Raw genomic sequence first — 23,860 nt, forward strand, 5'->3', positions numbered from 1 at the left:
TTTTTTTTTTTATTCTTCCCCATTTTTGTAGTTTGGGGGGGGGCCCCCCCCATTAAAAACACTAAAACAGCACCGGGCGATAGCCCCGCCGCAAGAAACCCAACCGCGAGTGGCGTTGATGCTGTAGCACATATGTACATAGGAATGCCGATTAGCGCCATCACTAGCATGGCGACCACGCCATCACCCCATTGCGTTAAAAAGTCGGTGGGTACCCACGTTTTAATTGCCGCGGCAAGTGCTAATCCAATTAATAACCATATCACAATGTCTTCAAGTAACTTGCCACTGGCATATGAAAGCACGCTTGTGATTTTCGAAGGCGAAGACTCGTGTTTAGGCTTGTCTGCGCTTTCGTGGTTATGAGCATGTGTTTTTTCGCTTGCACAACAGGACGTGCTGGCCTGTATTTGCGGCTCTGGTTTAGGTGCTTGCTTTGAACCACAGCACGATGACTGCGTCACGTCAGATTGTCGTTGTTGAGCCTCTTCTGCTTCTGCGAAAAAACGCACCATCAATCCAGCATAAATAGCGCTTGTAATGGCCGCGATGGGTCTAACAATGGCATACAACGGTCCAAGCAATGCGTAGGACACAGAAACACTGTCTACGCCAGTCTCGGGCGTAGACACTAAAAACGAGATAGTGGAAGATTTAGATGCACCGCTACGCCTAAGCCCAAGTGCCGCTGGGATAACGCCGCAAGAGCACAGAGGTAAAGGCGCACCAATAACCGCGGCCTTTGTAATTGAGCCAAACGATGAGCTGCCCATGTGCTTTTCCAAAAACGAAACGGGTACCAATTCGTGCATGATACCCGCCACCAGCAAACCGAGAAGTAACCAAGGCGCGGATTCAACGAAAAGTGATAGGAAATTTTGTCCAAGTAAAATGATATCTGACACAAAGCCTCACAGGTTATTTTGTTGAAAGATCACGTTGAAGAACGCGGCTTTTGACAACAAAAATAACGGTGTTTTAGAACGGTAAGTATAATAACAGATATGCTGTATGACAGAAAATCAGCAAAACTGATTAACCTGATTTATGCGAGTGCGTTTTGCTTTTAAAGGAAAGAAAAATGGCCAGTACAAATGCACTGGCCGAATGTTGACTGTCTCGAAAGTGTAATTTTAAACCACGAGGTCAACCATGAAAGTTTTTGTCGCTAGTGACTTATCCGTTGGCTTGTTCTTTTTTAAGCTTCGATTCCTTTTTGAGTTTTGACACCACAGAAAAAGCTTCAAGCATAACAAGCACAGACACAATAAGTACTACTGCGTCTAAGAACACCAATAGATAGTTTCCTTCAACGTAGTATTCTTTAAGTTTAATAAGCCCAGCAAAGAAGGCCATAATCAGTACAAACACCATTGGAATCAGCGTATATTTCGCTGGTCGACCTAATTTAATCAGCATAACCGAGATTACTAACAGGGTTAAACTGGCTAGTATCTGGTTAGTAGAACCGAATAACGGCCAAATAATCATACCGCCACTGCCTGACGCACCACCTGCACCGAAGGCCAGCAATAAACAACATCCAACAGCTACGAGCGTTGCAACCACGCCGTTCTTAAGTGCACCAATTGAATAGATATCGCCCCATTCTTGGATTATGTAGCGCTGCAGACGCACGCCCGAATCCATGGTGGTGCCAGCAAATAGAACAACCATTACTGCAAGGATCGTTGACGAGAAATCTACCGGCAACCCCCAACCCTGCTGAATTAGGTTCGCACCACCAGTGATAAATGCACCCACGCTACCCGCACCCAAATGGCTGTATACTTCGTGCCATTCTTCTGGAGAAGCTGCAAACGCAACGCCGCTCACAGCGACAATGGTAATAAGTGCCAGTGAACCTTCACCGACCGCGCCTAGGTAACCAACAAAGCGTGCATCGGTCTCTTTGTCTAGCTGCTTAGAGCTGGTACCTGAAGACACAATACCGTGGAAACCAGAAACAGCGCCACACGCTATAGTAACGAACAACAGCGGGATAAGACTTGGAGAATCGACAGCGGTTTGAGCGTTAAACGCTGGCGCCGTGATATCCGGCATAGCAAAGAACACTGCACCATAAAGCAGGAACAAGCCAACAAGTAACTGCATACCGTTAATGAAATCACGAGGCTGTAACAGCATCCAAACTGGTAACAGCGATGCAATAGCGGCGTAAATAAATAAGATAATGATCCAGTTTGCTTTATCTGCTAAACCAAACATGGTTTCCGGTAGACTTAGTGGGATATAGCTACCCGCATACACCGATGCGTAAAGCACAATAATCCCCACAATACACAAGGGTATGAGGCTGAAATTACGTTTAAGCAATTGACCTATGACTAATGCAACTGCGATTGCCATCCAAGCTGGGAATACCGCATTGGGTTGGGAGACAAAAGAGTTCGCGATAACCACGCCAAATACCGCGTTAACCATTAAGAGTACTAGGAAGATCACTATCATAAATAGTGAACGAGAGCGTTTTCCGATGACGGTCTCAGACAGCGCGCCCATTGATTTGCCTTTGTGGCGTGCGCTGGCCCATAAGGCGCCCATATCGTGCACACCGGCAAATAATATCGTACCGAACACAACCCAAAGTACCGCAGGAACCCATCCCCAGTAGACAGCAATCGCTGGGCCTACAATGGGTGCTGCCCCCGCCACGGAAGTGAAATGGTGCCCCCACAATACAACTTTATTGGTGGGAACATAGTCCACCCCATCTTTCATTGTATGGGCTGGTGTTACAAAACTATCATCCAATTTAAATATACGGCTCGCAATAAACTTCGAATATACGAACCAACCGAGCAACATTCCGATGATGCCCAGTATAACAATGGCAATAGACTGCATACTGTCGTCCTAATTTGTTTTATCGACAGGCCCTAGGGCCTATTGTTCTTTGGTGTACGAATTTTGGTTTAAACGTACAACAAAGGTCAGCAGCCCCTAGCCTGTTGATTTTCTTATTTTCAGTTCAAACATTACACCAATTATCGGTGGCGAAAGGTCATACCTGAATAAGAAAACACCTATTTAAGGTATGCCCAACGTACTGTTGCGCATATTTAAACATGCGACAAGGCAAGGGCCTGACACATTAGACTAAAGTCTAACTCAAAGTTTAGGATTTAGCTGTAAGGCTTTTGAGGTTTATTAGCGATGATTCAGCGGTGAAACAGGAAAGCGTAAAACAGACATTAGTTGCCTGCTGTTCTCCACATTAGTAAAGGTCGCGGTGATAACGTCCTTCGTCAGCTAACGCATTGTAGGCTTGCGCTTCAAGTATGGACTGCAAAGCCATGTCAACGCCTTGGCCCATTCCCTCAAAATGCCCACATACGTATACTTGTCCGGTATCGCCTAAGAAGGATTTGACCTCATCTCGCTGCTCAACAAGACGCTGTTGAACATAACCACCACCTTTCTGTCGGGAGAAAATCACTGACTTTTTAAAAATACAGTCACTATTCTGGAAAGGCGATAGCGTTTTATCAAGCACATCATCTTGCATGGGATGACGTTCGCCAAAAAATATCCAAACTGGCCCAGCGTTCTCAAGCAATGCGCGTTTTGCAAGCTGAGCTCGTACCCCCGCAATGCCGCTACCCGCAGCAATTAATAACAATGGGCACTGAGTATTAGTAATAATTGCGCTGGTATTTTTTCGAATGTAGGCCTGTACTGGCTGAGATACAGGTAAAGAACGGGTAAGTAATCCAGAACCTAGCCCAAGTTGGCCGTTGTCTTTAACCAGCTGTCGAACTACAAGCTTTACGTCGTGTTCTTGTGGTACCGACGCAATGGTGTAGCTTCGGCTTACAATCGGTGACTGCCCTTGCTGAGGAATAAGGACTTCCAACACGTCTCCCGCTTCCCATTGTTCATGTAACTCTTGTGTATGATTAGAATGGTCAACGTTCAAAGACAAGCCGAACAGGCCTGGCGACGCTGGGTTTGAAGGTTTGCCCTCAGAGTGGTCAGAGGGTTCCTTTGAAGCCTCGCCAGAAGCTAGACTTATTTCATTTAATTGAACCCGATTTTTCAGTGTGAAAGCATGGGTGGGGTGCTGTTCATCCTGTGGCAACGAACCAAGCAAAGACAAATGCTCACCTTTCCCTGAATCTAATGTCGTTAGCGGAGAAAGCGCACGTGCGCCTAGTGCACTGATATTATCAAACAACGTGACTGCGAATTGGCAAAACGCGGCGTATTGCTTATCGCCTAATCCCACCACTTCAAAAGACAGATGGGAAAGGTAATCAGATTGATTCGACGACGCTTTTTTTAGCGCTTTACTAAAGGTTCTACCCGCATCAGGGGGCTCGCCTTCACCGTAGGTACTCACAACAAAAATGACTTTCGACACACTACTTAACGTATTGAGTTTCAAAGATGCCATGGACACTACCGACGTTTGCTCTTGCTGTGATAGCGCCGCAGCCTTTGCGCGGGCAATTTTTTCAGCCGTACCGGTTTGGCTTGCGTATACGACAAGGGTCTCCTCGCCTGATACCGCATAGTTGTATTGCTTTCGATGTTTAAAAAATAACACCGCTACCCACAGCATATACAGGCCAATGCTTACTATTGCTATGAGTAGACGGTGTGTTTCTGTCATGTGCTTAACTTTTATACCGTTGTATTGAAATAGCTAGAAACTTAAGAGGCTGTTGCTCTGTGAGTATTCAAAGAACGTTTACAGCCCCTAGCTGCGCAATAACGTGCGGTTATTACAGCGGAAGTACTTCAAATGTGCCTGAGTAGCTACCGTTACGAGACGTTGCAGGCTTTTGCGCTTTATCGTCTTCATAGCCAATTTCTACAAAGTACATACCGGCTTGCGGCCATGTAATTTCAATCTGACCATTTTTGTCAGACGTGACTTTAATCGTTTCCTGATCATTTCTGTAGCGCATACCACCGCGCACAACTTCCACCTCGGCGCCAACCGCAGCCTCACCGTCAATAAGTAACTTGAACGTTGCCGTTTCGGTGGCGAATAAATCATTAGGGTGAGTCACTGGCACTAGCTCCAAACCCACGTTATCAGGCTTGAACACCTTGTTCGATGGCGCACCAAGAGTAACAAACGTTTCTACGCGGCGAGAGCTTTGCATTACGCGAAGATCTTTTGCTTTCTTAGGCACGGCTGTTGCGAACTCTTCCGGCTTATATTCTTCACCACGGCCCGGCCACATCTTGCGCTTGCCTTCTTCATCTCGCCAAAATGCGCGAATACCATTGCTGGCAGACGTCAGTTTGTATGTACCTTCTTTGTTTAATTTCAAATCGAACGTGGTTCGGTACTTACCGCGTGCCATATTTTCTACGTCTACGGCTTCACCCTCTGGCGATTGAACCACTAAGTTACTGGCGTTCATTGCGAAGTGGTCAGGGTGAAAAATAGTATTTGAAATAGCAGCATCAAACGTCACGTAAGCTTCTTCACCTGATAGTACGGTAGAGCTTGGAAGTAACCACGCGCGATGCGCACTGGCTGAAAATGACACGGCAAGTGTTGCTGCTAGCGCAATGGCTGAAGCTTTTACTGATAGTTTTTTCATAATGTCCTCTTATTGGATCTCTACTGAGTGAGCGTTGAATTAGCGCCTCAGCAGATTAGTCTTCCAGACGCAGTACTACACGCCCAAGTTCTGAATTTCCTTTCACCTCTACCGGTAGTGACGCAGCAGATAGCGGTAATGAAAATGGCAGAGACAGTACTTCTCTTCCGCCTACTTCTCGTGATGCCTCAACGCGAAGCGTGTAATCGCCCTCTGGCAGTTCTGCTAACGCTTTATTTAACTGCGAATCAAGGCTGTAATCGCCTGGGCCTTTTGTTGCACTGGTAAGTCCGTCATAAGGCAAATCAAGGCTTCGCCCACCACGACGCCACCATTGGCGCAAGTCTTTAAGCCACTCTTTCCCCTTGTCTTCACGCATTTCAACGTCGTACCATACGGCGACTTGAGTAGCCTTGCGTTTACTGTCTTCAATCCACACGGCAAGATAAGGTTTGTGATATTCAGCCACATCAAGTTGCGGTAAGGCCACGTCAAGTTTGGCTTGGCTTGCAGCGTGAATAGCGCCAGAGGCAAATGTCATACTTAATAAAGTCGATGCGATAACTGCGCCTTTTCGCATTTTCATGTAAACACTCCTTAAAATTGTGTAGGTAAGTGCCACTAGCATCGCGCTAGTGCACAAACAGTAAAATAATGACAAACGGGATGAGCACACCGAGCGTAGTAATGGGCCAAGTAGACGCGCGCGTTTTCGAGTGACGCATTAATAGTTGCAGCCCAGTTACGCTAAAAATAATGCAGGCAACAGCGAAGATATCGATAAACCAGCGCCAGGCATTTCCCGTGTTCCGCCCTTTATGCAGGTCATTGAAATAAGATATCCATCCTCTATCAACGTTTTCATAAGTCACTGTGCCAAGTTCAGCATCTACTGCTATCCAACTGTCAGCACCGGGTCCAGGCCACGCAGCATAAAATTCAATACCATCCCACTCTCCCGTCACCGATGAAGGTAGTGAAATGCCCTCTTGCGACTGCATAAACGCGACGAGTTCGCTTGGAATGGCTATGTCACCGGTGTCCAGAGAAACCAATTGTTCGACAACCAACGGTGGTAGGCTTGATTCAGCTGACGTTACAGTTCTGTTCGCTGGAATGTCTGCAGCGTGATTTAGCGTAATCCCCGTTAGGGCAAATAACATCATCCCGACCAGACAGACTGCGCCACTAATCCAGTGCCATTGGCGGATGCCGCCTAAAGAAAAACTCATAATTTCGTTGCTAACTCTCTGTACTACTCGGTGATATTGATTAATTCAACGGGCTAGATAATACAGATATTTCCACCCTTTTCAATGTAAATGAGATTTATTCTCATTATTGTATTTTTTGCTCAACAACCTTTAAGTATTGCTTCACTTTTCGCGTAAACGAGGCCCCCAAAAAGCGACAAGCAATAGGTAATTACACACCACGGTGTAAAGGGTAGGTAAATAGGTAAACGTTGCTGAAACCATCACGCTTGCAAGCTGTAAAAGCCCTATCCATACCACCACGCCAATTTCGGTCTTCCACACGTCTATGCAGTTCATGAGGCTTATTGCCATAAGCAAATACGCCAAACTATGAAGCACAATTAAAAGTAGTGGTGAAGGTGTACTGGTTAGTCGAGTGATACCGGCATGCTTCTTGTTGCCAAGCGAGAGTAGTAAGAAACTCAAATAAGTAAGCACAAATGCGAACACCACATCCAGAATGACACTCATATTAATGCCTCGCTGTTGTCACCTTGCGGCTTATTTTGGCGAGCTGTGTCTTTTCGCTTTGGTGAAGGTGCGCTGTTTACCCGTTTTGCTTTCACGGCTTTGGCTTTTGTGACGTGGTAAGCAGCATAGCCAAGTACTGCCGCAAGTGTTATGCACATAAGGTCAAAACCCACTCTCAGGCTATCACCATTTGCAACCGCGAAATCTAAGCCTGTTGCTGAGGTGAGGTGGTCAAGCAAAGGGACAAGCGCAAACAACACTGCTGCAAAGCCAAGTTGAATTACCCACCCTTTTTTGTCTCGCCAAATAAACCCTGCAACCACACACACCAGCCATATTGCGAAAAAAACCTTAATTTCCCATAAGCTTCGAGACGTTAGATCAGCAGGAAGTAGTCTATTTACCCAAAAGTAGCCACCGGTCGCACACATTAATCCTGCAATGCTGCCTATATTACTGCCTCTGACCAATTCAAAACCAAACTCTCCAAGCTGCTGCTTTGCTCGTTTCACTACCCACAAAACAGAGCCCGTTCCCACCATAATGGTACCCAGAATACCGGCAAAATATAGTAACCAGCGAGTGAGGGTATCGGCGAAGCGCGCTTGATGTAGCATATCCAAATAGTTATACGTCGCCTGGCTGGCGTTAGCGGCTACTGAGGCTGGGCGCTCGTTAATGACTTCGCCTTGTGCGTTAAATACCAGCGCACTACTTCCTCCACGCCCCGCACTTAACTGCGTTCTGTTGTTCCCACTTAGCGTAAACTGAGCGTTAGCTTTACCCGGGTGAGTAATAGATAGGCTTTCAACCGGCACCTGCCATGTGCGCTCAGCGTGAGCAATCATCGAAGAGATGGGTAAGGCCAATAAGGCATTAATGTCTGGCGAAGCTAGATTTTGCTGCTGCGCATTCTGGCGTACTTCTGTACCTTGAGGACGGTGCCGCACGCGCTCCTCGCTGTTAAAAGGCAATAGCGTGGCGCCTAATAGAATCAAACCAGAAAAGGTGATCATGATATGAAATGGGAGTGCTAATACCGCACTTATGGCGTGCCCATCTATCCAGCTCAGCAGCTTCTTCTTTGGCCTGAACATAAAGAAATCGGCAAAGATTTTTCTGTGCATGATGACGCCGCTGATAATAGCAACAAACATCATCATACTGACTACGCCTACTATCCAGCGTCCAATGGTTCTGTCGATACCGTATAACTCGAAATGAAAACGATAAAGGAAGTTGCCACCGGCCGTTTCCCTTACTTTTATCTCTTCACCCGTGGACGGGTTCAACATGACCCGTGGACCTCGACGACGCTCGTTACCTGCATTAGCGTCGCGCCACGACAAGTCGAGGGTGTTCGAGCGCGCATCTGGTAGTGAAAGCTGCCATTCACTTGCATTGGGCGCATTGATCGCAAGATAACGTAAACCGTGCTCTAGCGCCTTTTCGCTGGGTACTGCGGCGTGTTGTTCTGGCTGCATCCAATAGGTTATTTCGGTTCTAAAAAACGACAGCGTACCGGTAAAAAAAATCGCGAAGAGTAACCAACCAACAAGTATCGAGCTCCAGGTATGGAGCCACGTCATAGACCTTCTGACATTCCCTTTCATGCTAAAGCCCTGTACTGATTGAATAGAGACACAAAGCTAACGCCGAGAGCGTCGTCATTACGATGGTCGCCTTTTTGGCCGTATCGAAGATGAACGTAAAAAGAATGAAGGTGCAGTAAACACAAAAGAACAGCATTCTTACCAGCACTTCGTGTTCTCGTCCGTCAGCCCCTATAAAATTGGCAATAGCACTGCTTAGCCACGCTGAAAAAGCGTAGCCCAGTGCCACAGCAATCAGCGTTCTAAGTGCGACATCCAATCGTTCACGATTTATGGCGACGCGGTTTACCGTTTGGCTTTTCATATTGTGTTCTTCACTAGGTTTTCTAGTGACTGGATGTTGCCAAGTAAATCAGAACGGGATGGGTACGATTTATAGACTTGTCGTAAAAGCGTAAGTGCATCTTGGTACTGACGCTGATCTATGGCAATTTGCGCACGCCCGAGCATGGCGCGCTGTTTAACGTCGGCGAGTGACTCAGCTCGTAGATAGGTCATTTTGGCACGTTCGACGTTGTTCTGTTGACGATAAAGTGAAGCAAGAGACAACAGCGCCTCTCCATTGTCAGGGGCGTCAGCAATGGCTTTGGTCAAAAGGGAAATTGCCGTTTTGCTTTGCCCTTTGCCCATAGCCAACTGAGCTTTAAGTACATTAAGCGTAGCTGCTTGAGTGGTCGTGAGCTTTTTCACATTGTTGTCAGCAGCTTGCGTTAATTTACCTAAATCAGACCACTGCTCATTAGCCGCTAAGTAAGCCGCTATTTTGGAGTAAGCGTCGAAGCCTTCCCCATCTTTGTCGGTAATGAAAGTCTTCGCATGGGTAGCCAGTATGTCTGCTGCGCGCCGCGGACTGCCGTCAGATACGTGCAATTTAGCCACTGAAATCAAGTTCGACAGCGAGCGGTCACCTAAAGAAAGGGCAGTCTCTAAGCTGCTCAGCGCCTTTACCATGTCACCCTGCTTTAACGCTATTTGTCCCCGTTGGAGCCAAAGCTGCTGATTACTTTCATCATCTACCAACATTTCGCTTAGCAAGCTTTCCGCCTGTGCAAGTGCATTACTTTCAATAAGCGCGAACAATAAGCCTTGATACCATTGCTTGTTTTCAGGTTCGAGCATTAACGCATTTTGATAAGCACCAATAGCGGTGACAGGTTTGCCAAGCTGAACATTGGTATAGGCTAGCTGCCCGAAAAGTTGGGCATCTTGAATACCTAGCTCTACGCTTTTAGTTAAATGAGTGCGTGCTTTGGCCAATTTATCTGTCATTAAATACGCCATGCTCAAACTTCTGTGCGCCGATGGAAGGTTTGGCATAGCATCGATAACGTCCAACAGCACTTTTTCGGCAAGTGAGTAGTTTTTCTCATTCAATAGCACTTGTCCGTAAAGCTCACGCAAGCGTGGACTAAATTGAGAAATATCCTGGGTTGCAAATGCGCTGGCAACGTTTGAATAATTGCCTGCTTGCAAGTCGGCCTGAATGCGCCCGATAAACTCACCTTCGTCACGGGATATACGTTCACGATGATCATCTCTATGATGCTGACGCATGACAAACTGCCAATCGGGTTCTTCCAATTCCACCGTTATTTTCGCACTTACTGGCTTAACAAAAGCCAGCGCGCTCACTACACAGCTGAGGACAGTTACGGCTGTAATCTTGTTTAACATTGTCTCAATCAACCTCTAAATTCTTTAGCTTCTATTTCGCTTTATTGCGCTAAACCAGGCCTTTAATAGGCTTCTATTAGGCCTCTATAACTACGGGCCAAATAAAACGCGCCTTCACCGCTTCATCCTCTTTGTAGGGCGATGTAAATTTGCTGGCTTTAACAAAACGCATTATTTCTTTATTGAGCTCGTGATGCGGGTTCTCGACAATATCCATCAGCTTTACGTTGCCGTGTTCGTCAATAATGACGTCGAGCTTTACAATCACCCGCTTGATACCTTGCTTTTTAAGTCGCTTGGGGAAACGTATTTTGACCGGAGTCAGCAAGGTAGGCTTTGAATCCAGTTCGCTTAGCCCAAAGGCGTCCAATTCAATATCAGGCATATCCCATTGGGTTTGGGTCACTTTGACATTTGGCATGTCGGGCTTTGGCACTTGAATATCTGGCTCAACACTTAAATCCGCCATGGTCATGGCTGCGCCACTGCCCTCTACCTGCATAACAAGTTCAGTCTCTTCCACTACATTTTGCGTTTTAGGGGGCGGCGGCGGTGGAGGTGTTACCGCAATGTCTAACTTGCGCACAACCATAGTGTCGGGCTGCAGATTAGACAAAAAGTGCCCTAGCCACATAACGCCAAGCGCACTAACGAGCACCGCACCGCTAAGTAGAGAAGGTTGAAGATTGTATTTCATTGAATTTTGCCTTGTTCGCTATGGCTTCAAAGTGGCGATATTTACCGTGTCGGCACCCGCCAGTTTGGCTTCATCTATGACTTCTACCAGTAATTCAGAGCGAACGGCTTTATCTACCTGAATGACTACTGGGCGTTGTTCTTTCATCAACAATTGCTCAACGGTAGAGCGCACACCGCTCACACCGATATTGGCACTGTCATACACCACTTCACCGGTTCGGGTAATTGCCAGCATAATGGCCATTTGATCGAGCTTTTGTGCTGATATTGCCTGTGGTTTATCTACCTCTACCCCAGTCTCTTTTACAAACACTGTTGAAACGATAAAGAAAATTAAAAGTATAAAAACCACGTCTAGTAGCGGAGACATATCAATGCCTTGCGCTTGCTGGTTTTCAAGGCGTCGCTGTAATCGACTTGCCATGTTTACGCCTCCCTTGCTACGGCGCGCTTTACCGCACCATTAACAAACATCAACAAAAGCCAGCCAGGAATAGCCAAGGTTAAGCCAAGCTGAGTGGTAAAAAGTGCATCGGCAATGCCACCAGTGACGACTTGACTATCGACACCTAACGACATCATTCCGGTGAAACTCACTTGTAGGCCTGCAATTGTTCCTAGCAGGCCCATCAAGGGAAGAGCACTAACCAGTACGGCAGGTACCATTTCTCGCTTTGTAAGCTCTTTCTCTCCATCACGCACTTGGGCTATCTCTTTGCGTGTAGTAAACAACACAAAGATTTGCTGGTAAGCAAACCATGCCACCAGCAGCATTAACCAACACAATGCATTCCCCGCTAGCTGTTCAATCATTAGCTTGCGCTCGCTTGCTTTTGACCATCACTCTTTTGGTCGCTTTTCTCAGCAACGTTAGGCTCGTCATTGCTAAGTACAAGCGCGAAACTTTCGAGCTCTTCGTAGTAATGTCGCGCTTTGCGAGAGAGTACGGCATTTAGAATTAATGCCGGTATGGCCACAACTAAGCCTAACTCTGTCGTAACCAAGGCTTTAGCGATCCCGCCAGAAATAACTTCGGGGTCGCTTGAGCCAAATGCCGTCATCATTCTAAAGGTTTCAATCATGCCGCTTACCGTACCTAGAAGACCTAGCAAGGGTGCAACGGCAGCAGTTACAGCAATCGTGCCGTTGTATTTTTCTAGCTTGATTTTGTCTTGCTGGAGTGCAGAAAACAGTTCATCGTCGCGTTCAGTTGGCGTGCTTGCACGCTTAGTTATGTCATACAGTTCGCGCTGCATGCCATCAAAGAAGCCCACACCTGAACTGCCCACCATGTTCACCAGAGCTTTGCCTGATGCTACTTGCTTAACCTTCGGTAAGCGCCATAGCTGAATAACTTTAAACAGTGCGATAAGCGTAGCGAGAAGGGCAAACAAAACGATAGGGATCACCCACACTCCGCCTTTCACAACATGTTCAATTACTCCTTCTGACGCTTGCTCGCGCGTTGCTGCGCGGCCAAGGGTAGGATCTATTTTAATGCTGCCATTGCCGCTGCTTGCCAAGCTTGCAAGGCTTTCGGTATCCGTATCTGAAAAAGTGGACGTAGAGGTAAACAGGTCTTGCTTACGCTCTGCCGTACCCGCAACGTTTTGTGCTTGCGCCAGATACCACGTCACCGGGCCAAGAGTAAGCACTTTTGCTTGGGTCACTTCGCCATTCGCCAGTACAACCTTTCCTGCACTGAAATTAGGGGTTTGTTGATTGGCAAACTCTTTCGCTTTTTCACCCACTTTCTGGACTTTGTCAGACAAGCTCATTTCGCTTAATGACAGACTGTCTACACCAGTTTGAAGCAGGAAACGGCTCAACAAATTTTGTTGGAACTCTTGTTGCTCGCTCCAGCTCGATAGGCGATTTTCTAACTGTGAAAGACTAAGGGTTCTTTCGTCCATTTTACGGCGGGCTACCGTGGTTTCATTGCGCAGTTTCATTACCTGCTGTTCAAGCGCACGCAATTCATTAGCCAGCGCTACCCGCTCTTTACTAATTTTGCTTTCGGTGCGATCCAGACGCGCTTTCGCGTCTTTAATATTGGCCAGCATGCTATCTTCAGGCGCTGCCACTGCCGGTACACAAACCACAGCAGCACACAAAGCAACACATGCTGCGATGAGAGAGGATCTCAACATTGGATTAAATGCTGTGAGAACGTGAGATAAGCATTTCATTCGCCTTCTCCTTTAGCCAGTGTAAGTGGTAAAGAAACAAAATCAGGTTCATGCTTTTTCTCAAAAATAGCGACGGCAAGGGCCACCGATTCGCTATCTACATTGTCACTGAATTGCCACTGCCACTCGCCATTTTTAACGCGACCGGCCCCCTGATATTGACCATCGGCGTTGGTAAACCACGCATAGCTGCTGCCAACAAAGAACTGCTTAACTAATACATCTTTGTCATCGGGAGCACGCATTACGGTTTCGTTTACCAGAAGTTTGCTATTGAATTGCGCAAGGGATGAAAGTTTTGCAAGGGTAACCTGAAGCTTATTTGACGTGTCGGCGTCAGCCGCTAATTCGGCTTGCTCTTTATCCCACGTCTGGCGAATAATTTCAGGCAGCGACGAGTAAAGGCTGTCTACTTGCCCTATTACTCCAGTCAATGCACGCTCTACCCCACCCTGTTGTGCTTCAAGCTCACTTTGCTCAGAAAGCAGTGCTTCTCGCTGGGCTTCTACGTCGGTGGTTGCAGCCTTACTTTCGTCAATCATACTCTGCAGCTGAGTACGTTCAGCTTTAAGCAGTTGAATACGCTGACGCAATGCAGGCTCTGATTCACGCCACTCGTTTTCTAGCTTTTGCGTCTGGCGCTCAATGCTAATCCACTTTTCAGTGAGCCCGTCGATATCGCTGGCTTTTGTTGCTGCCATCACAATACCTGATGAGGCCACGGCAAGTGATACCAGTACAAAAGAAAGCGCTGCACTTCTTTTAACTTTCATTCAAATCCCTTACATCTCTTGGCTGAATTAATGAGATTGCCGGCACGTCGATATCGCTATCGAGGCCGGCATTTTTAATGTCTTGTTACTGCTTGCTAAGTATTAGAACTGGTAAGTAGCAGACAACAAGAAGCTTCTTTCTGGTTCATTGAAAGTATTCGCCCCTGCGTTAGATGCTTGTGTACCTTCACGCTTAACGCTTTCGTTAAACAAGTTCTTAACCGACACGTTGAAGCTTAAGTTTTCGTCGAACGCGTAAATGGCGTTAATGTTGGTGATGGTATAGGCTTCGCGATCATCAGCTTCGATAACGGCGCCCGAATTAACGCTGGCCGTAGGGCTTTCTGTCTCACCGTAGTGTTGAGCGCTAAGCACAAGCTCAAGTGCATCGGTGGCTTGCCAGCTTATTAGCGAGTTCACTGTGTAGTCAGGAACGATAGATAATGGCTGGCCAGTAGATTTATCCTCTGACTCAAGCATCACGGTAAAGTTGGTCGACCACTCAATAGTGCTGGTTACAGGGAACAACAAGTTACCTTCAAGGCCAGAAATAACCGCTTCAGGAACGTTAAACCACTGGAATACCTGAACGTTGGCCTCGCCACCTTCTTCGCCAGGTAACACATACTCTGGCGGTACATTACCGGTGCCAATTTTGTCTTTATAGTCGTTGTGGAAGTAAGTAATACCCGCGTTCAAACCCTCTTCGTTGGTGTAGTTAACACCAATTTCTTTGTTTACTGAGGTTTCGTGCTCTAGGTCAGGGTTTCCTAGAATGTGACACCCGCCACCTAGGTTAGAGAAGTCAACTGGGCAACCATTACCTCGTGTGTAGTACACGTAGTTAGGGTTTAATTGATAGAGATTTGGTGCTTTAAAAGCACGGCTAATACCACCTTGAACCACAATATTAGGCGATGCCTGCCATGATGCATTCAAGCTCGGGCTAAGGTTTGTACCCGCTTTGCTGTGATCATCAAAACGCAGTCCAGGCGTAAGCGTGATTGAATCCGTTAGCATGATGTTGTCTTCAACATACACACCTACAAGCGTGGCGTCGGTTTCAGATGGACGATTTTCTGGGTCAGTCTCTACACCAGGAATAGTGCCGTCATCAACCACGTTCAGAGAAAGCTGATTGCTAACTGAATCGTCTAGGGTCTCTTTGCGGTATTCCGCACCAAACGTTGCGGTTTGATTGAAGCCGCCTAACGTTAAAGGCACATTCCACTCGGTCTTTGCCGTAATGTTCTCTAACTTGATGGTGGTCATTTCAAGGCTATTAATACGCCCTTCAGTTCCACCGGCCGCACCTTCACCTAAACGGCTGTTAGACGTGCTTTCGTATTGGATGTAGCTAAATGAGTCGCCGAAGTCATATTCGCCGTTGTGTGTTACGCCGAACGTACGACGGTGCATTACTAGTGTTTCTTCACCAATTAGGCTCTGAGCATCAGTTTCTGCCAGGTCTTCAGGTTCAGGTATGATGACGTTGCCGTTTTCATCAACGGGGTAGCTTATGCCTTGAAATGCATTGTCACCGGCATAGCGGTTGCCTTGGCGGCTATAGGCTGCTTCAAAGTCCCAGCGATTAATTTCATCTTGGTCGAATCGAACAAGAGTACGCACGTCGATGTTTTCAACACCTTCACGTCCTGCACCTACCGCTTTTGCTGTACCGCCGCGGCCCGTTGTTACGTCTGTTGCGTCTAAATTTACGCGTGGGTCGTCAGCGTCCTGTTCGTTGTAGTTAACAATAGTGCGGTGAGAGAAACGCTCAGATAAAGGCGCACTTGTTACTAGGTTAAAACGACGGTTGTCGCCTTCGTATTTATTTGAAGAAAGCTCGGTCTGAGCGGTGATAGAGGTAGAAGCTTCATCAGGAGACTTAGTGATAATATTGATAACACCACCTGATGCGCCAGAGCCATAGCGAGCCGCTGCTGGACCACGAATAACTTCAATGCTCTCAATCGCTTCAGCTGGAACCCAGTTGCTGTCGCCCTGTGTGTTTCGCTCGCCTGAACGGCCCATTTTTACAGAGTTACGCGACAACACTGGCTTGCCGTCAATTAAAATAAGCGTATTTTCTGGACCCATTCCGCGAATGTCGATTTGACGTTTGTTGCCATACTGTCCTGAGCTTGAGTTACCTGTAAGGTTGATACCCGGCATGGTTCTTACAATTTCAGCAATATCGTTAGTGACAGGACGACGTTTGAAATCTTCTTCCGTAATGATAGACACGCCTTGGGCTTGCTTCAGCTCTTCAGACGCAGATTGCACAACGGTGGTGTCGAGCGTTTCTATCTCTTCGCTTTGCGCCAGCACACCCGCTGACAACATGGGAAACAGGGTTCCTAACAAAATAATGCGCTTACCATTTACAGGCATTTGATAATCCTTAATGTGTTGAGTGTTGGCCAGCCAGTGGCTCGCCATTTCAAAATGTTGTGTCTTGTTACGCGCGGCATAACTTCATAAATGGCTCTAACGCCAAACATGAGCAAAGCACTAACTATTTGAGTTAGGGCAATTGGTGTGATTATTGTTATTCCAAGAAAGAATGCCCAAAAGTGAGACTATCCGTAGAAACTTGCATCCCCTGTCTGTCATAGGGAATTTTCATCGCTTTATTTCTCTTCTTATTTGCAAGAAGTGGCTAATCGTGCTCAAATCGCACTGCATCTTAATGACAATTATTATCATTTGCAATTTAATTAATATTGAAAGGCTTTTTACTTTCTTTACATAAAACTGACGAATATGCTTAAAACACCGCTAAATACAATTCCTAAAACCCTTGCAGCACTGTCTGATTACGAGAACCTGGCTCGGGAGCGACTAACCCCACAATCGTGGGCATATATTGCCGGTGGCTCTGCAGATGAATTGTCGATGCGAAGAAATCGAGAAAAATTAGACGACCTGTGTTTACTTCCCCGCGCTTTGAAAGATGTCAAACTGGGGGGAACTAAAACCACCTTGTTAGGGCAGCAGTTTGAACACCCTATAATTTCAGGGCCTGTTGCTTATCAAGCGTTAGCGCATCCCGATGGTGAGATTGCGACGGCGATGGCAACACAAGCTCAAGGCGGCTTATGGGTGATGAGCACACTAGCCAGTTGCTCCTTTGAAGATATATCTAATCAGGTGGAAAGCCCCCGCTGGTTTCAACTCTATGTTCAACCTACCCGTTCACAAACTCTAGAACTCATACAAAAAGCAGAGCACTTTCAGTTTTCAGCATTGGTAATCACCATCGATGCGCCAATTAACGGCTTGCGAAACCGTGAGCAGAGAGCTGAATTTTCGCTCCCTCCAAATGTGCGCGCGGTCAATATAGATACGCCTCCTCCCTTAGTGCACCCCAGAGAAGGCAAGAGCGTGGTATTTCAAGGGCTTATGGCACAGGCTCCTACATGGGACGATATTGCTTTTATCCAGCAACACACGTCATTGCCCATTGTGTTGAAAGGTATTCTTAATCCACTGGACGCTCAAAAAGCAGCGGAACTTGGCGTAGCGGGTATTGTAGTGTCGAATCACGGCGGCCGTGCTTTGGACAGCGTGCCTTCACCGGTAGAAATGCTTCCTATTATTCGCCAAACGGTTGGTGATGAAATGATGGTACTGGCCGACAGCGGTGTGCGCAGAGGCGCTGATGTGGTAAAGCTCATTGCACTGGGTGCTAACGCCGTGCTTATTGGTCGGCCTCTGATGTACGGATTAGCCACGGCGGGAGCATTGGGTGTTGCTCACACTATTCGATTGTTGAGAGACGAGCTTGAAATGACAATGGCGCTTTGCGGCGTAGGCACCATAGGAGAAATAAATGAGCACTGTTTATGGCCCAAAGATTAGATAGTTTCTTAGAAAATTTCACCGCGCAAACACGCACTACTTGCAAGTTTATAAGCTTAGGTTTCACTCCACTGTCTTAACAGATTGTGATACACACCCGAAAGCCTGACAATTTCAGCGTTATTAGGCGTCTCGGCGCTAAGTGCCTGAATACTCATATCTAAGTCGTACAGAATACGGCGTTGTTCAGCACTTCTTACTAAACTCTGCATCCAAAAAAAGGACGCGAGTCGACGGCCTTTTGTAACTGGCGTCACTCTATGTAAGCTGGTCGAGGGATACATCACCATATCGCCCGCAGCGAACTTTACACGTTGTTCTCCATAGGTATCTTGGATTACGAGTTCTCCCCCTTCATATTCTTCGGGCTCACTGAGAAAAACCGTCATTGAGATATCTGTACGAACCTTTACAGCGGTTCCTGCCACTCGCCTAATGGTATTGTCGATATGATCGCCAAACTCTCCTTCACTCTGATAGCAGTTGAACATAGGAGGGTATATCTTGTTTGGTAATCCTGCTGCAAGAATATGCTGCGACTGACCCATCAAGCTCAAAATGAAATCTCCGAGCTGACGTGCCGTGGGAGAATCTTCAGGCAACTGCAGGTTTTTCTTGGCATGTAACGCTAAATGCCCCGCTGTTACAGCGCCATCAACCCAATCGGCTTTCTCAAGAAGCGACACCGCATCGGTGACTTCTTGTTTGGTAAGGAAGTTCTCAATTCTAACCAGCATGATGTTCCCATTGTGGCAAAGCGAGTAAAATATAAAAAACCAGCCAGAGGTCTTTTTACCTAAGGCTGGTTTTATAATAACGAATACTCAATTAGAAAGTATAGTTAGCAAAGACAGCTACACTTCGAGGGTTCCCTGGACGGAAGTGCCCTTTAGCGCTGTAATCTACCACGTACTCTTCATCTGTTAAGTTATCAACGTTTAACTGGAGCTTTAGATCCTCTGTCACTTGATAAGATGCCATTAGGAAAAGCGTAGTGTAAGAATCGACCGTGAAATAAGCCGTATTTCTGCGCCAGTAGGTTTCACCAGAGTTGTAATAGATACCACCGCCCACATTCAGTTTGTTATCCATTGCAGCATAGTTAACCCAAATGTTAGCCGTATCATCTGGCGACGCTTGTAGACCGTTACCGATAGAATCCGCTGTCGTGTCCTGGGTAACTTCAGTATCTAAACTCGCATAGTTTGCAGAGATTGATAGTGAGTCCGTTAGCATACCTGTAACGCTGACTTCATAGCCTTGAGACTCTTGCTCACCCGCTAGCGAATACACTGTGACACCGTCTTCAATATTTTGTGAATCGACCACGTCTTTCGTAGTTTCAAACACAGCACCGCTAACAAGTAGCTGGTCGTTAAAGAACTGCCATTTCACACCAAGTTCAGTGGTTACTGCATTTTCAGGCCTTACCGCATTTTGCGCGGCGTTGGTTGATAGCGCTAACGCTACGCCGGGCGGCTGCTTAGAATTACTGTGACTTAGGTAAATATTACCGTTCTCTGTAGGCATATAGCTCACCGCTGCACCGTAGCTAAAGTAGCTGTCTTGAGCGTCGAGCCCATCGAAACAACCGCTACGTCGACCACACGCAGAACCGGAGATATCAAAATCGTCATAACGCGCGTTTATGTCTACTTGAAGGTGCTCACCGACTTTGATGGTATCTAGAAGATATAAGGCTACCGTGCTCGCATCACCCGAAGTGTCATTGCCGCTATGCGTTGTACCACCTGTTACAAACACGTTGTTTTGCAAGTCGAAAGGGTTAATGGTGGGAGCTTCCAACACATTGCCTTGCCCATCGACATAGGTGTAATTTGCTGTCACACCAAAACTGGTACGCTCTTCTTCTGCTACTTCTGCACCCAGCACTACTCGATGCTTCAAAGCCCCAGATTCAAGCGAAAGAATTGCGTCTAGTTGTGATACAAATAAATCAGTCTCTTCGTCCAATGCTTGCAAGCGCTCAGCATTCAATAGGTTAGCTTCTTCACCTGAATTCCACCACGGACGACCAATTACTGACTCTTTTTCGTTGCTACCAAAACGGGTTTGGCTACGAAGCGTTACCACGTCGTTTACTTTGTGATTGATAACTAAGGTGTACATTTGTGTCGACACTTCTTCGAAGTCGCGGCCCGGCACACTGTAATATTCGTCCCATAAACCCGAATCTATCGGTCCTTCGGGCTGACCTGTAGCTTCTGCAGCCGCTGAAGTTAGGAAGGGAAGACCAAGCACCGGAACGTTATCCTGCTCCATCACAAATACATCAAGGTTTATGTCTGTTGCTTCATTCACTTTATAAAGTAATGAGCCCGCCACACCAGTGGTTTGGTATTCCTCAACGCCATTGTCAAAGAAGTCACCGCCATCGCTGTATAACAGGTTTAAACGGCCCGCAACATTCTCAGAAAGCTTCTTATTGTAATCCAGTGTTACACGTGCGTTTTCGAAAGAGTCATAGCGACCTGACACTGCACCAAAATCCTCAAGTCGCGCACGCTTAGTTGCCAGGTTAACGCTACCACCACCGGTAGAGCGACCGTCTAACGAGCCGCTTCCGCCCTTGATAACTTCTACAGCTTCGTAGTTGAAAGTATCGCGGCTGTAACCAGCTATATCGCGAATACCGTCTACATAGATATTTGAGCGTGCATCAAAACCACGAATGGTGACCTTGTCGCTGGCAGACACGACACCGCCACCACCTTCACCACCACCAAACGTTGATACGCCTGCAACGTTTCGAAGCGCATCGTTTAAGTTGGTAATCCCCTGATCTTCAAGAAGGCGTTCTGAAATCACGTTGATCGAACGAGGGGTATTCGCGATGGGTTGCGTTAGCTTTACTGAAGAGGTTTCGTCAACTTTATAACCCGCTTCTTCGGTAGCTTGAACCTTAGTGGTTTCTAACTCTTGAACTGCGGTATTCTCTTGTTGAGCGAGTGCAGTTCCAAATGGTATTGCTGCGGTGACTGTCAGCGCTAGTGCGCTTTTTTTTGTATTCATTTTCTTCATGAAAAAGAAGTCCCTTTAGTGCTTTTAAGTGTGTGATTAAATGCCTAAATGTACCTAGTTGAATTTTGGCACCGAGTAAAATACAGAGAGATTGAACTAAATGCAAATTATTATTATTTGCATATGCTTTTACAAATTTACACTAAACTGACAGTCAGAACTGATAAAACGCGGGTTGATTAAGAATAAGCACAAGCTTATATGGCTTTCTTTTTCATTGGCTAAAGGTGTTTTGTAACAGTATGGTTTTGTAGAATTGAGCTAGAGATGCTGTAAGAAAAATGCCCGTAATTCATCATAAGTCATATAAGACTCTGGAGTTTCATGGGCGATGAGGTATTCCGCATGAGACAGCCCTTCCACAATCTCAAGTTGACTCGTACCGTTGAAATCGCGAATTTTCCTATGCAGACGGACTGCATCACTTAAAAATAGATCGCGTGTTCCTGCCACGATGAAAACAGGCGGAAACGAAGTAAAGTCACCATAAATAGGCGAAACACTAGAGTGTGATAAGTCGATTGTTCCAGCGTAAAGCGCTGCCGTAGATTGTAGTAGTCCTTCGTAGGTAACCAGCACACGATCAGCACCTTCATTAACTTGTCGACTATCCCCTGCCTGCGTTAAGTCTACCCATGGTGTGCCTGTATAGATAGCGCAAGGAAGGCTAATACTCTCGGCGGCCAGTGACTGTACAAGTGCAAGAACCAGCCCGGCGCCTGCGGATGTCCCTCCAACGAGTATGCGACGACTCTCAACGCTATCTAAAAGCGCTAGGTATACAGCTTTTAAATCACAAAGCGCGGCAGGTGCTGGGGAATTTGGCGGCATAGCGTAATCTACACTCAATACGGTTATTCCTAACCGTGATGCAATCAATAAGCCTTCTTCAATACTCGGTAAGCCACCAAAAAATACATATGCGCCCCCATGCACGTCTATATAAACATGGTTTTCAAAATGCGGTGACACCTCTTTCGGCGTGAGCTTACGAACTGTTACGCCGGCTATTTCCAGTAACTCCACACTGACACCTAATTGTTTGCGCATGTTCTTTATTTTTTTCTTTTGCTGCGCATTTCGTTGCTGCACGAGCTCCCGCCAACTAGCAGCATCTTGAGGTACCGTTGCCTTAACCTCTGCGATAGGTGTCGTCGGAAATTTTTCGATAGCATGCTTAAGAGCATCACTAACGGTCTGTGTTTTTGGTTCGTTAGGTTTTGACATTATTTTTGAAGTGTTAAAGTTAATAGCAGCGAGTTGGTGCCAAGAATGTATGAATCCTACCAGCCTACACCGAATATGGAGTGCATAGCGTAACGTATTAACTCGCCCGAAGCTTCAACATATAGTTTATACCAGTCCGCACAGATAATTACTCACTCAGCAGAGTTAAAATGTTCGCGACCGCGGCGTGTTACCACAGGTATATTGGTTCTACATCAAGGTGACACAACAAAGAGTAATAAAATCTGTATTGAAGATCAGTCCTTACTTGGTTGTGCATCTGATATGATTGGAAATACTAGTCGAGCGCAGTGTGTTTTGGGGGCAGACAGGAAGAATTAAGCTGCATGTAGCCAATACACTCTAAGACATCTTGGTAGAATAGTTAATAAGGATATATACAATGAAAAGAATACCCCTTCGTAAATGGGCAATGGCGGCAAGTTTCGCTATTTCGGCAACAGCCTTTGCAGGAAATGTAGAGCACGACCAGACCTCGGTTTGGAAAGTGTCGAAAGGCGATGATGCAGTTTATGTAGGTGGTACAATACATATTCTGCCAATCTCTGAATTTCCATTGCCCGCTACGTTCACTGAAACCTATGAAAAAAGTGACACATTAGTTTTTGAAGTAAAAATGCCTGCCCCAACGGATATTGAAGGTCAGCAAAAAATGATGGCTGGGCTAGCTTACAAAGACGGTAAGTCGCTTAAAGATGATGTATCAGAAGAGACCTATCAGGCTCTCAATGTTTATTTAGCCAACTTTGGCGCAACAGCCGATCAATTAGCGCAATTTAAGCCAGGCATGGTTGCATCAATGCTGGTAGCTATGGAAGCACAACGCTCTCAGTTAGCTGGACAAGGTGTAGATGCCTACTTCATGCAGTTAGCTGCTCGCGACGGAAAAGCCAGTGAATATCTGGAATCGTTAGATTTTCAAATCAGTATGCTTGCCAATATGGGAGCCGGTGAAGAAGACCGCCTCATTTCTGAAACTTTGGAAACGCTACCAGAGCTAAAAGACATGCTTAAAAGCACCATAAAAGCATGGAGAGAAGGGAATACTCAGAAAATCGATGAACTGGTGGTAGACACATTCAAACGTGAATCTCCCGCTTCGTACGACGATGTTTTTACTAAGCGCAACCAAAACTGGCTACCTCAAATCGAAGCCATGTTTGGCGACGATGACCAAGAATTTGTCTTAGTCGGTGCTGGACACCTAGTTGGCGATGACAGTGTTATCGCCTTATTAAAAGCGAAAGGCTACAAAGTCGAGCAAATGTAACCCCTTGTTGCTACCGACCTAAATATCAAAGCTAGGCATAGCCCTAGCTTTTTTATGCCTATTACAGAGGGAAATCGCAGGCAAAAAAAAAGCGCACCTAAGTGCGCTTTTTTTGGCTTGTGTTGCTAAGTCTAGATTAGTCTAGGATCTTAGATACAACACCAGCACCTACTGTACGA

At 46.5% G+C, this 23,860-nt stretch carries 21 protein-coding genes; 2 read left to right on the forward strand and 19 right to left on the reverse strand.

Features of this window, described 5'->3' with window-relative positions:
* The 16 genes from BZA03_RS16765 to BZA03_RS16840 all read right to left on the reverse strand — a co-directional run.
* A partial coding sequence (locus tag BZA03_RS16765; RefSeq protein ID WP_258364660.1) for an SO_0444 family Cu/Zn efflux transporter occupies positions 1–905 on the reverse strand: 905 nt, incomplete at its 3' end.
* A gap of 271 nt (positions 906–1,176) precedes the next feature.
* Positions 1,177–2,868, reverse strand: coding sequence for a carbon starvation protein A (locus BZA03_RS16770; protein ID WP_014951015.1), 1,692 nt, complete (start codon positions 2,866–2,868; stop codon positions 1,177–1,179).
* A gap of 370 nt (positions 2,869–3,238) precedes the next feature.
* The gene (locus BZA03_RS16775) at positions 3,239–4,636 is read right to left on the reverse strand and encodes a flavodoxin domain-containing protein (protein WP_110289382.1); all 1,398 of its coding nucleotides are present in this window, start codon (positions 4,634–4,636) and stop codon (positions 3,239–3,241) included.
* Positions 4,637–4,748: 112 nt separating this feature from the next.
* Complete coding sequence (locus BZA03_RS16780) at positions 4,749–5,582, reverse strand: DUF4198 domain-containing protein (RefSeq protein ID WP_110289383.1); 834 nt, start codon at positions 5,580–5,582, stop codon at positions 4,749–4,751.
* 55 nt (positions 5,583–5,637) lie between these two features.
* On the reverse strand, positions 5,638–6,168 hold the full coding sequence (locus BZA03_RS16785) for a DUF2271 domain-containing protein (RefSeq protein WP_014977604.1): 531 nt from the start codon (positions 6,166–6,168) through the stop codon (positions 5,638–5,640).
* A 46-nt stretch (positions 6,169–6,214) separates the two neighbouring features.
* Positions 6,215–6,814: a PepSY-associated TM helix domain-containing protein gene (locus BZA03_RS16790; protein WP_039227019.1), complete on the reverse strand. Its 600-nt coding sequence runs from the start codon at positions 6,812–6,814 to the stop codon at positions 6,215–6,217.
* 144 nt (positions 6,815–6,958) lie between these two features.
* Complete coding sequence (locus BZA03_RS16795) at positions 6,959–7,309, reverse strand: DUF3325 domain-containing protein (protein WP_039234912.1); 351 nt, start codon at positions 7,307–7,309, stop codon at positions 6,959–6,961.
* Positions 7,306–8,922: a PepSY domain-containing protein gene (locus BZA03_RS16800; protein ID WP_258364661.1), complete on the reverse strand. Its 1,617-nt coding sequence runs from the start codon at positions 8,920–8,922 to the stop codon at positions 7,306–7,308. Before BZA03_RS16800 ends, BZA03_RS16795 begins: the two co-directional genes overlap by 4 nt.
* A 1-nt stretch (position 8,923) precedes the next feature.
* Entirely contained in the window at positions 8,924–9,226 is a 303-nt protein-coding gene (locus BZA03_RS16805) for a hypothetical protein (RefSeq protein ID WP_110289385.1), read from the reverse strand.
* On the reverse strand, positions 9,223–10,596 hold the full coding sequence (locus BZA03_RS16810; protein ID WP_110289386.1) for a tetratricopeptide repeat protein: 1,374 nt from the start codon (positions 10,594–10,596) through the stop codon (positions 9,223–9,225). Before BZA03_RS16810 ends, BZA03_RS16805 begins: the two co-directional genes overlap by 4 nt.
* A gap of 76 nt (positions 10,597–10,672) precedes the next feature.
* On the reverse strand, positions 10,673–11,293 hold the full coding sequence (locus BZA03_RS16815) for an energy transducer TonB (protein WP_014977608.1): 621 nt from the start codon (positions 11,291–11,293) through the stop codon (positions 10,673–10,675).
* 18 nt (positions 11,294–11,311) lie between these two features.
* Positions 11,312–11,719 (reverse strand): biopolymer transporter ExbD, encoded by a 408-nt coding sequence (locus BZA03_RS16820; RefSeq protein ID WP_014951024.1) that lies wholly within the window; start codon positions 11,717–11,719, stop codon positions 11,312–11,314.
* 2 nt (positions 11,720–11,721) lie between these two features.
* Entirely contained in the window at positions 11,722–12,108 is a 387-nt protein-coding gene (locus BZA03_RS16825) for a MotA/TolQ/ExbB proton channel family protein (protein ID WP_014951025.1), read from the reverse strand.
* A complete protein-coding gene (locus BZA03_RS16830) occupies positions 12,108–13,484 on the reverse strand; it encodes a MotA/TolQ/ExbB proton channel family protein (RefSeq protein ID WP_110289387.1) in 1,377 nt (458 codons plus the stop codon). The genes BZA03_RS16825 and BZA03_RS16830 overlap by 1 nt, the downstream gene beginning before the upstream one ends.
* Positions 13,481–14,257: a DUF3450 family protein gene (locus tag BZA03_RS16835; RefSeq protein ID WP_039234921.1), complete on the reverse strand. Its 777-nt coding sequence runs from the start codon at positions 14,255–14,257 to the stop codon at positions 13,481–13,483. The genes BZA03_RS16830 and BZA03_RS16835 overlap by 4 nt, the downstream gene beginning before the upstream one ends.
* A gap of 102 nt (positions 14,258–14,359) precedes the next feature.
* Positions 14,360–16,651 (reverse strand): FepA family TonB-dependent siderophore receptor, encoded by a 2,292-nt coding sequence (locus BZA03_RS16840; RefSeq protein ID WP_110289388.1) that lies wholly within the window; start codon positions 16,649–16,651, stop codon positions 14,360–14,362.
* A 372-nt stretch (positions 16,652–17,023) separates the two neighbouring features.
* Between BZA03_RS16840 and BZA03_RS16845 the strand changes: the two genes are divergently transcribed.
* Positions 17,024–18,121 (forward strand): alpha-hydroxy acid oxidase, encoded by a 1,098-nt coding sequence (locus BZA03_RS16845; protein WP_110289389.1) that lies wholly within the window; start codon positions 17,024–17,026, stop codon positions 18,119–18,121.
* Between the two features lie 56 nt (positions 18,122–18,177).
* Here BZA03_RS16845 and BZA03_RS16850 read toward each other — a convergent pair whose 3' ends face one another.
* From BZA03_RS16850 to BZA03_RS16860, 3 genes are all read right to left on the reverse strand, one after another.
* Complete coding sequence (locus BZA03_RS16850; RefSeq protein WP_014951030.1) at positions 18,178–18,858, reverse strand: Fe2+-dependent dioxygenase; 681 nt, start codon at positions 18,856–18,858, stop codon at positions 18,178–18,180.
* Positions 18,859–18,949: 91 nt separating this feature from the next.
* Complete coding sequence (locus BZA03_RS16855; RefSeq protein ID WP_110289390.1) at positions 18,950–21,163, reverse strand: TonB-dependent siderophore receptor; 2,214 nt, start codon at positions 21,161–21,163, stop codon at positions 18,950–18,952.
* Positions 21,164–21,424: 261 nt separating this feature from the next.
* On the reverse strand, positions 21,425–22,390 hold the full coding sequence (locus BZA03_RS16860) for an alpha/beta hydrolase fold domain-containing protein (RefSeq protein WP_110289391.1): 966 nt from the start codon (positions 22,388–22,390) through the stop codon (positions 21,425–21,427).
* A 403-nt stretch (positions 22,391–22,793) separates the two neighbouring features.
* Here BZA03_RS16860 and BZA03_RS16865 point away from each other — a divergent pair, with 403 nt between their 5' ends.
* Positions 22,794–23,681 carry a TraB/GumN family protein gene (locus tag BZA03_RS16865; protein ID WP_039234928.1) on the forward strand — a complete coding sequence of 296 codons (888 nt, stop codon included), beginning with the start codon at positions 22,794–22,796 and terminating at the stop codon, positions 23,679–23,681.
* Positions 23,682–23,860 lie beyond the last annotated feature (179 nt).

The sequence above is a fragment of the Alteromonas sp. I10 genome, from assembly GCF_003201515.1.
Taxonomy (GTDB): domain Bacteria; phylum Pseudomonadota; class Gammaproteobacteria; order Enterobacterales; family Alteromonadaceae; genus Alteromonas; species Alteromonas macleodii.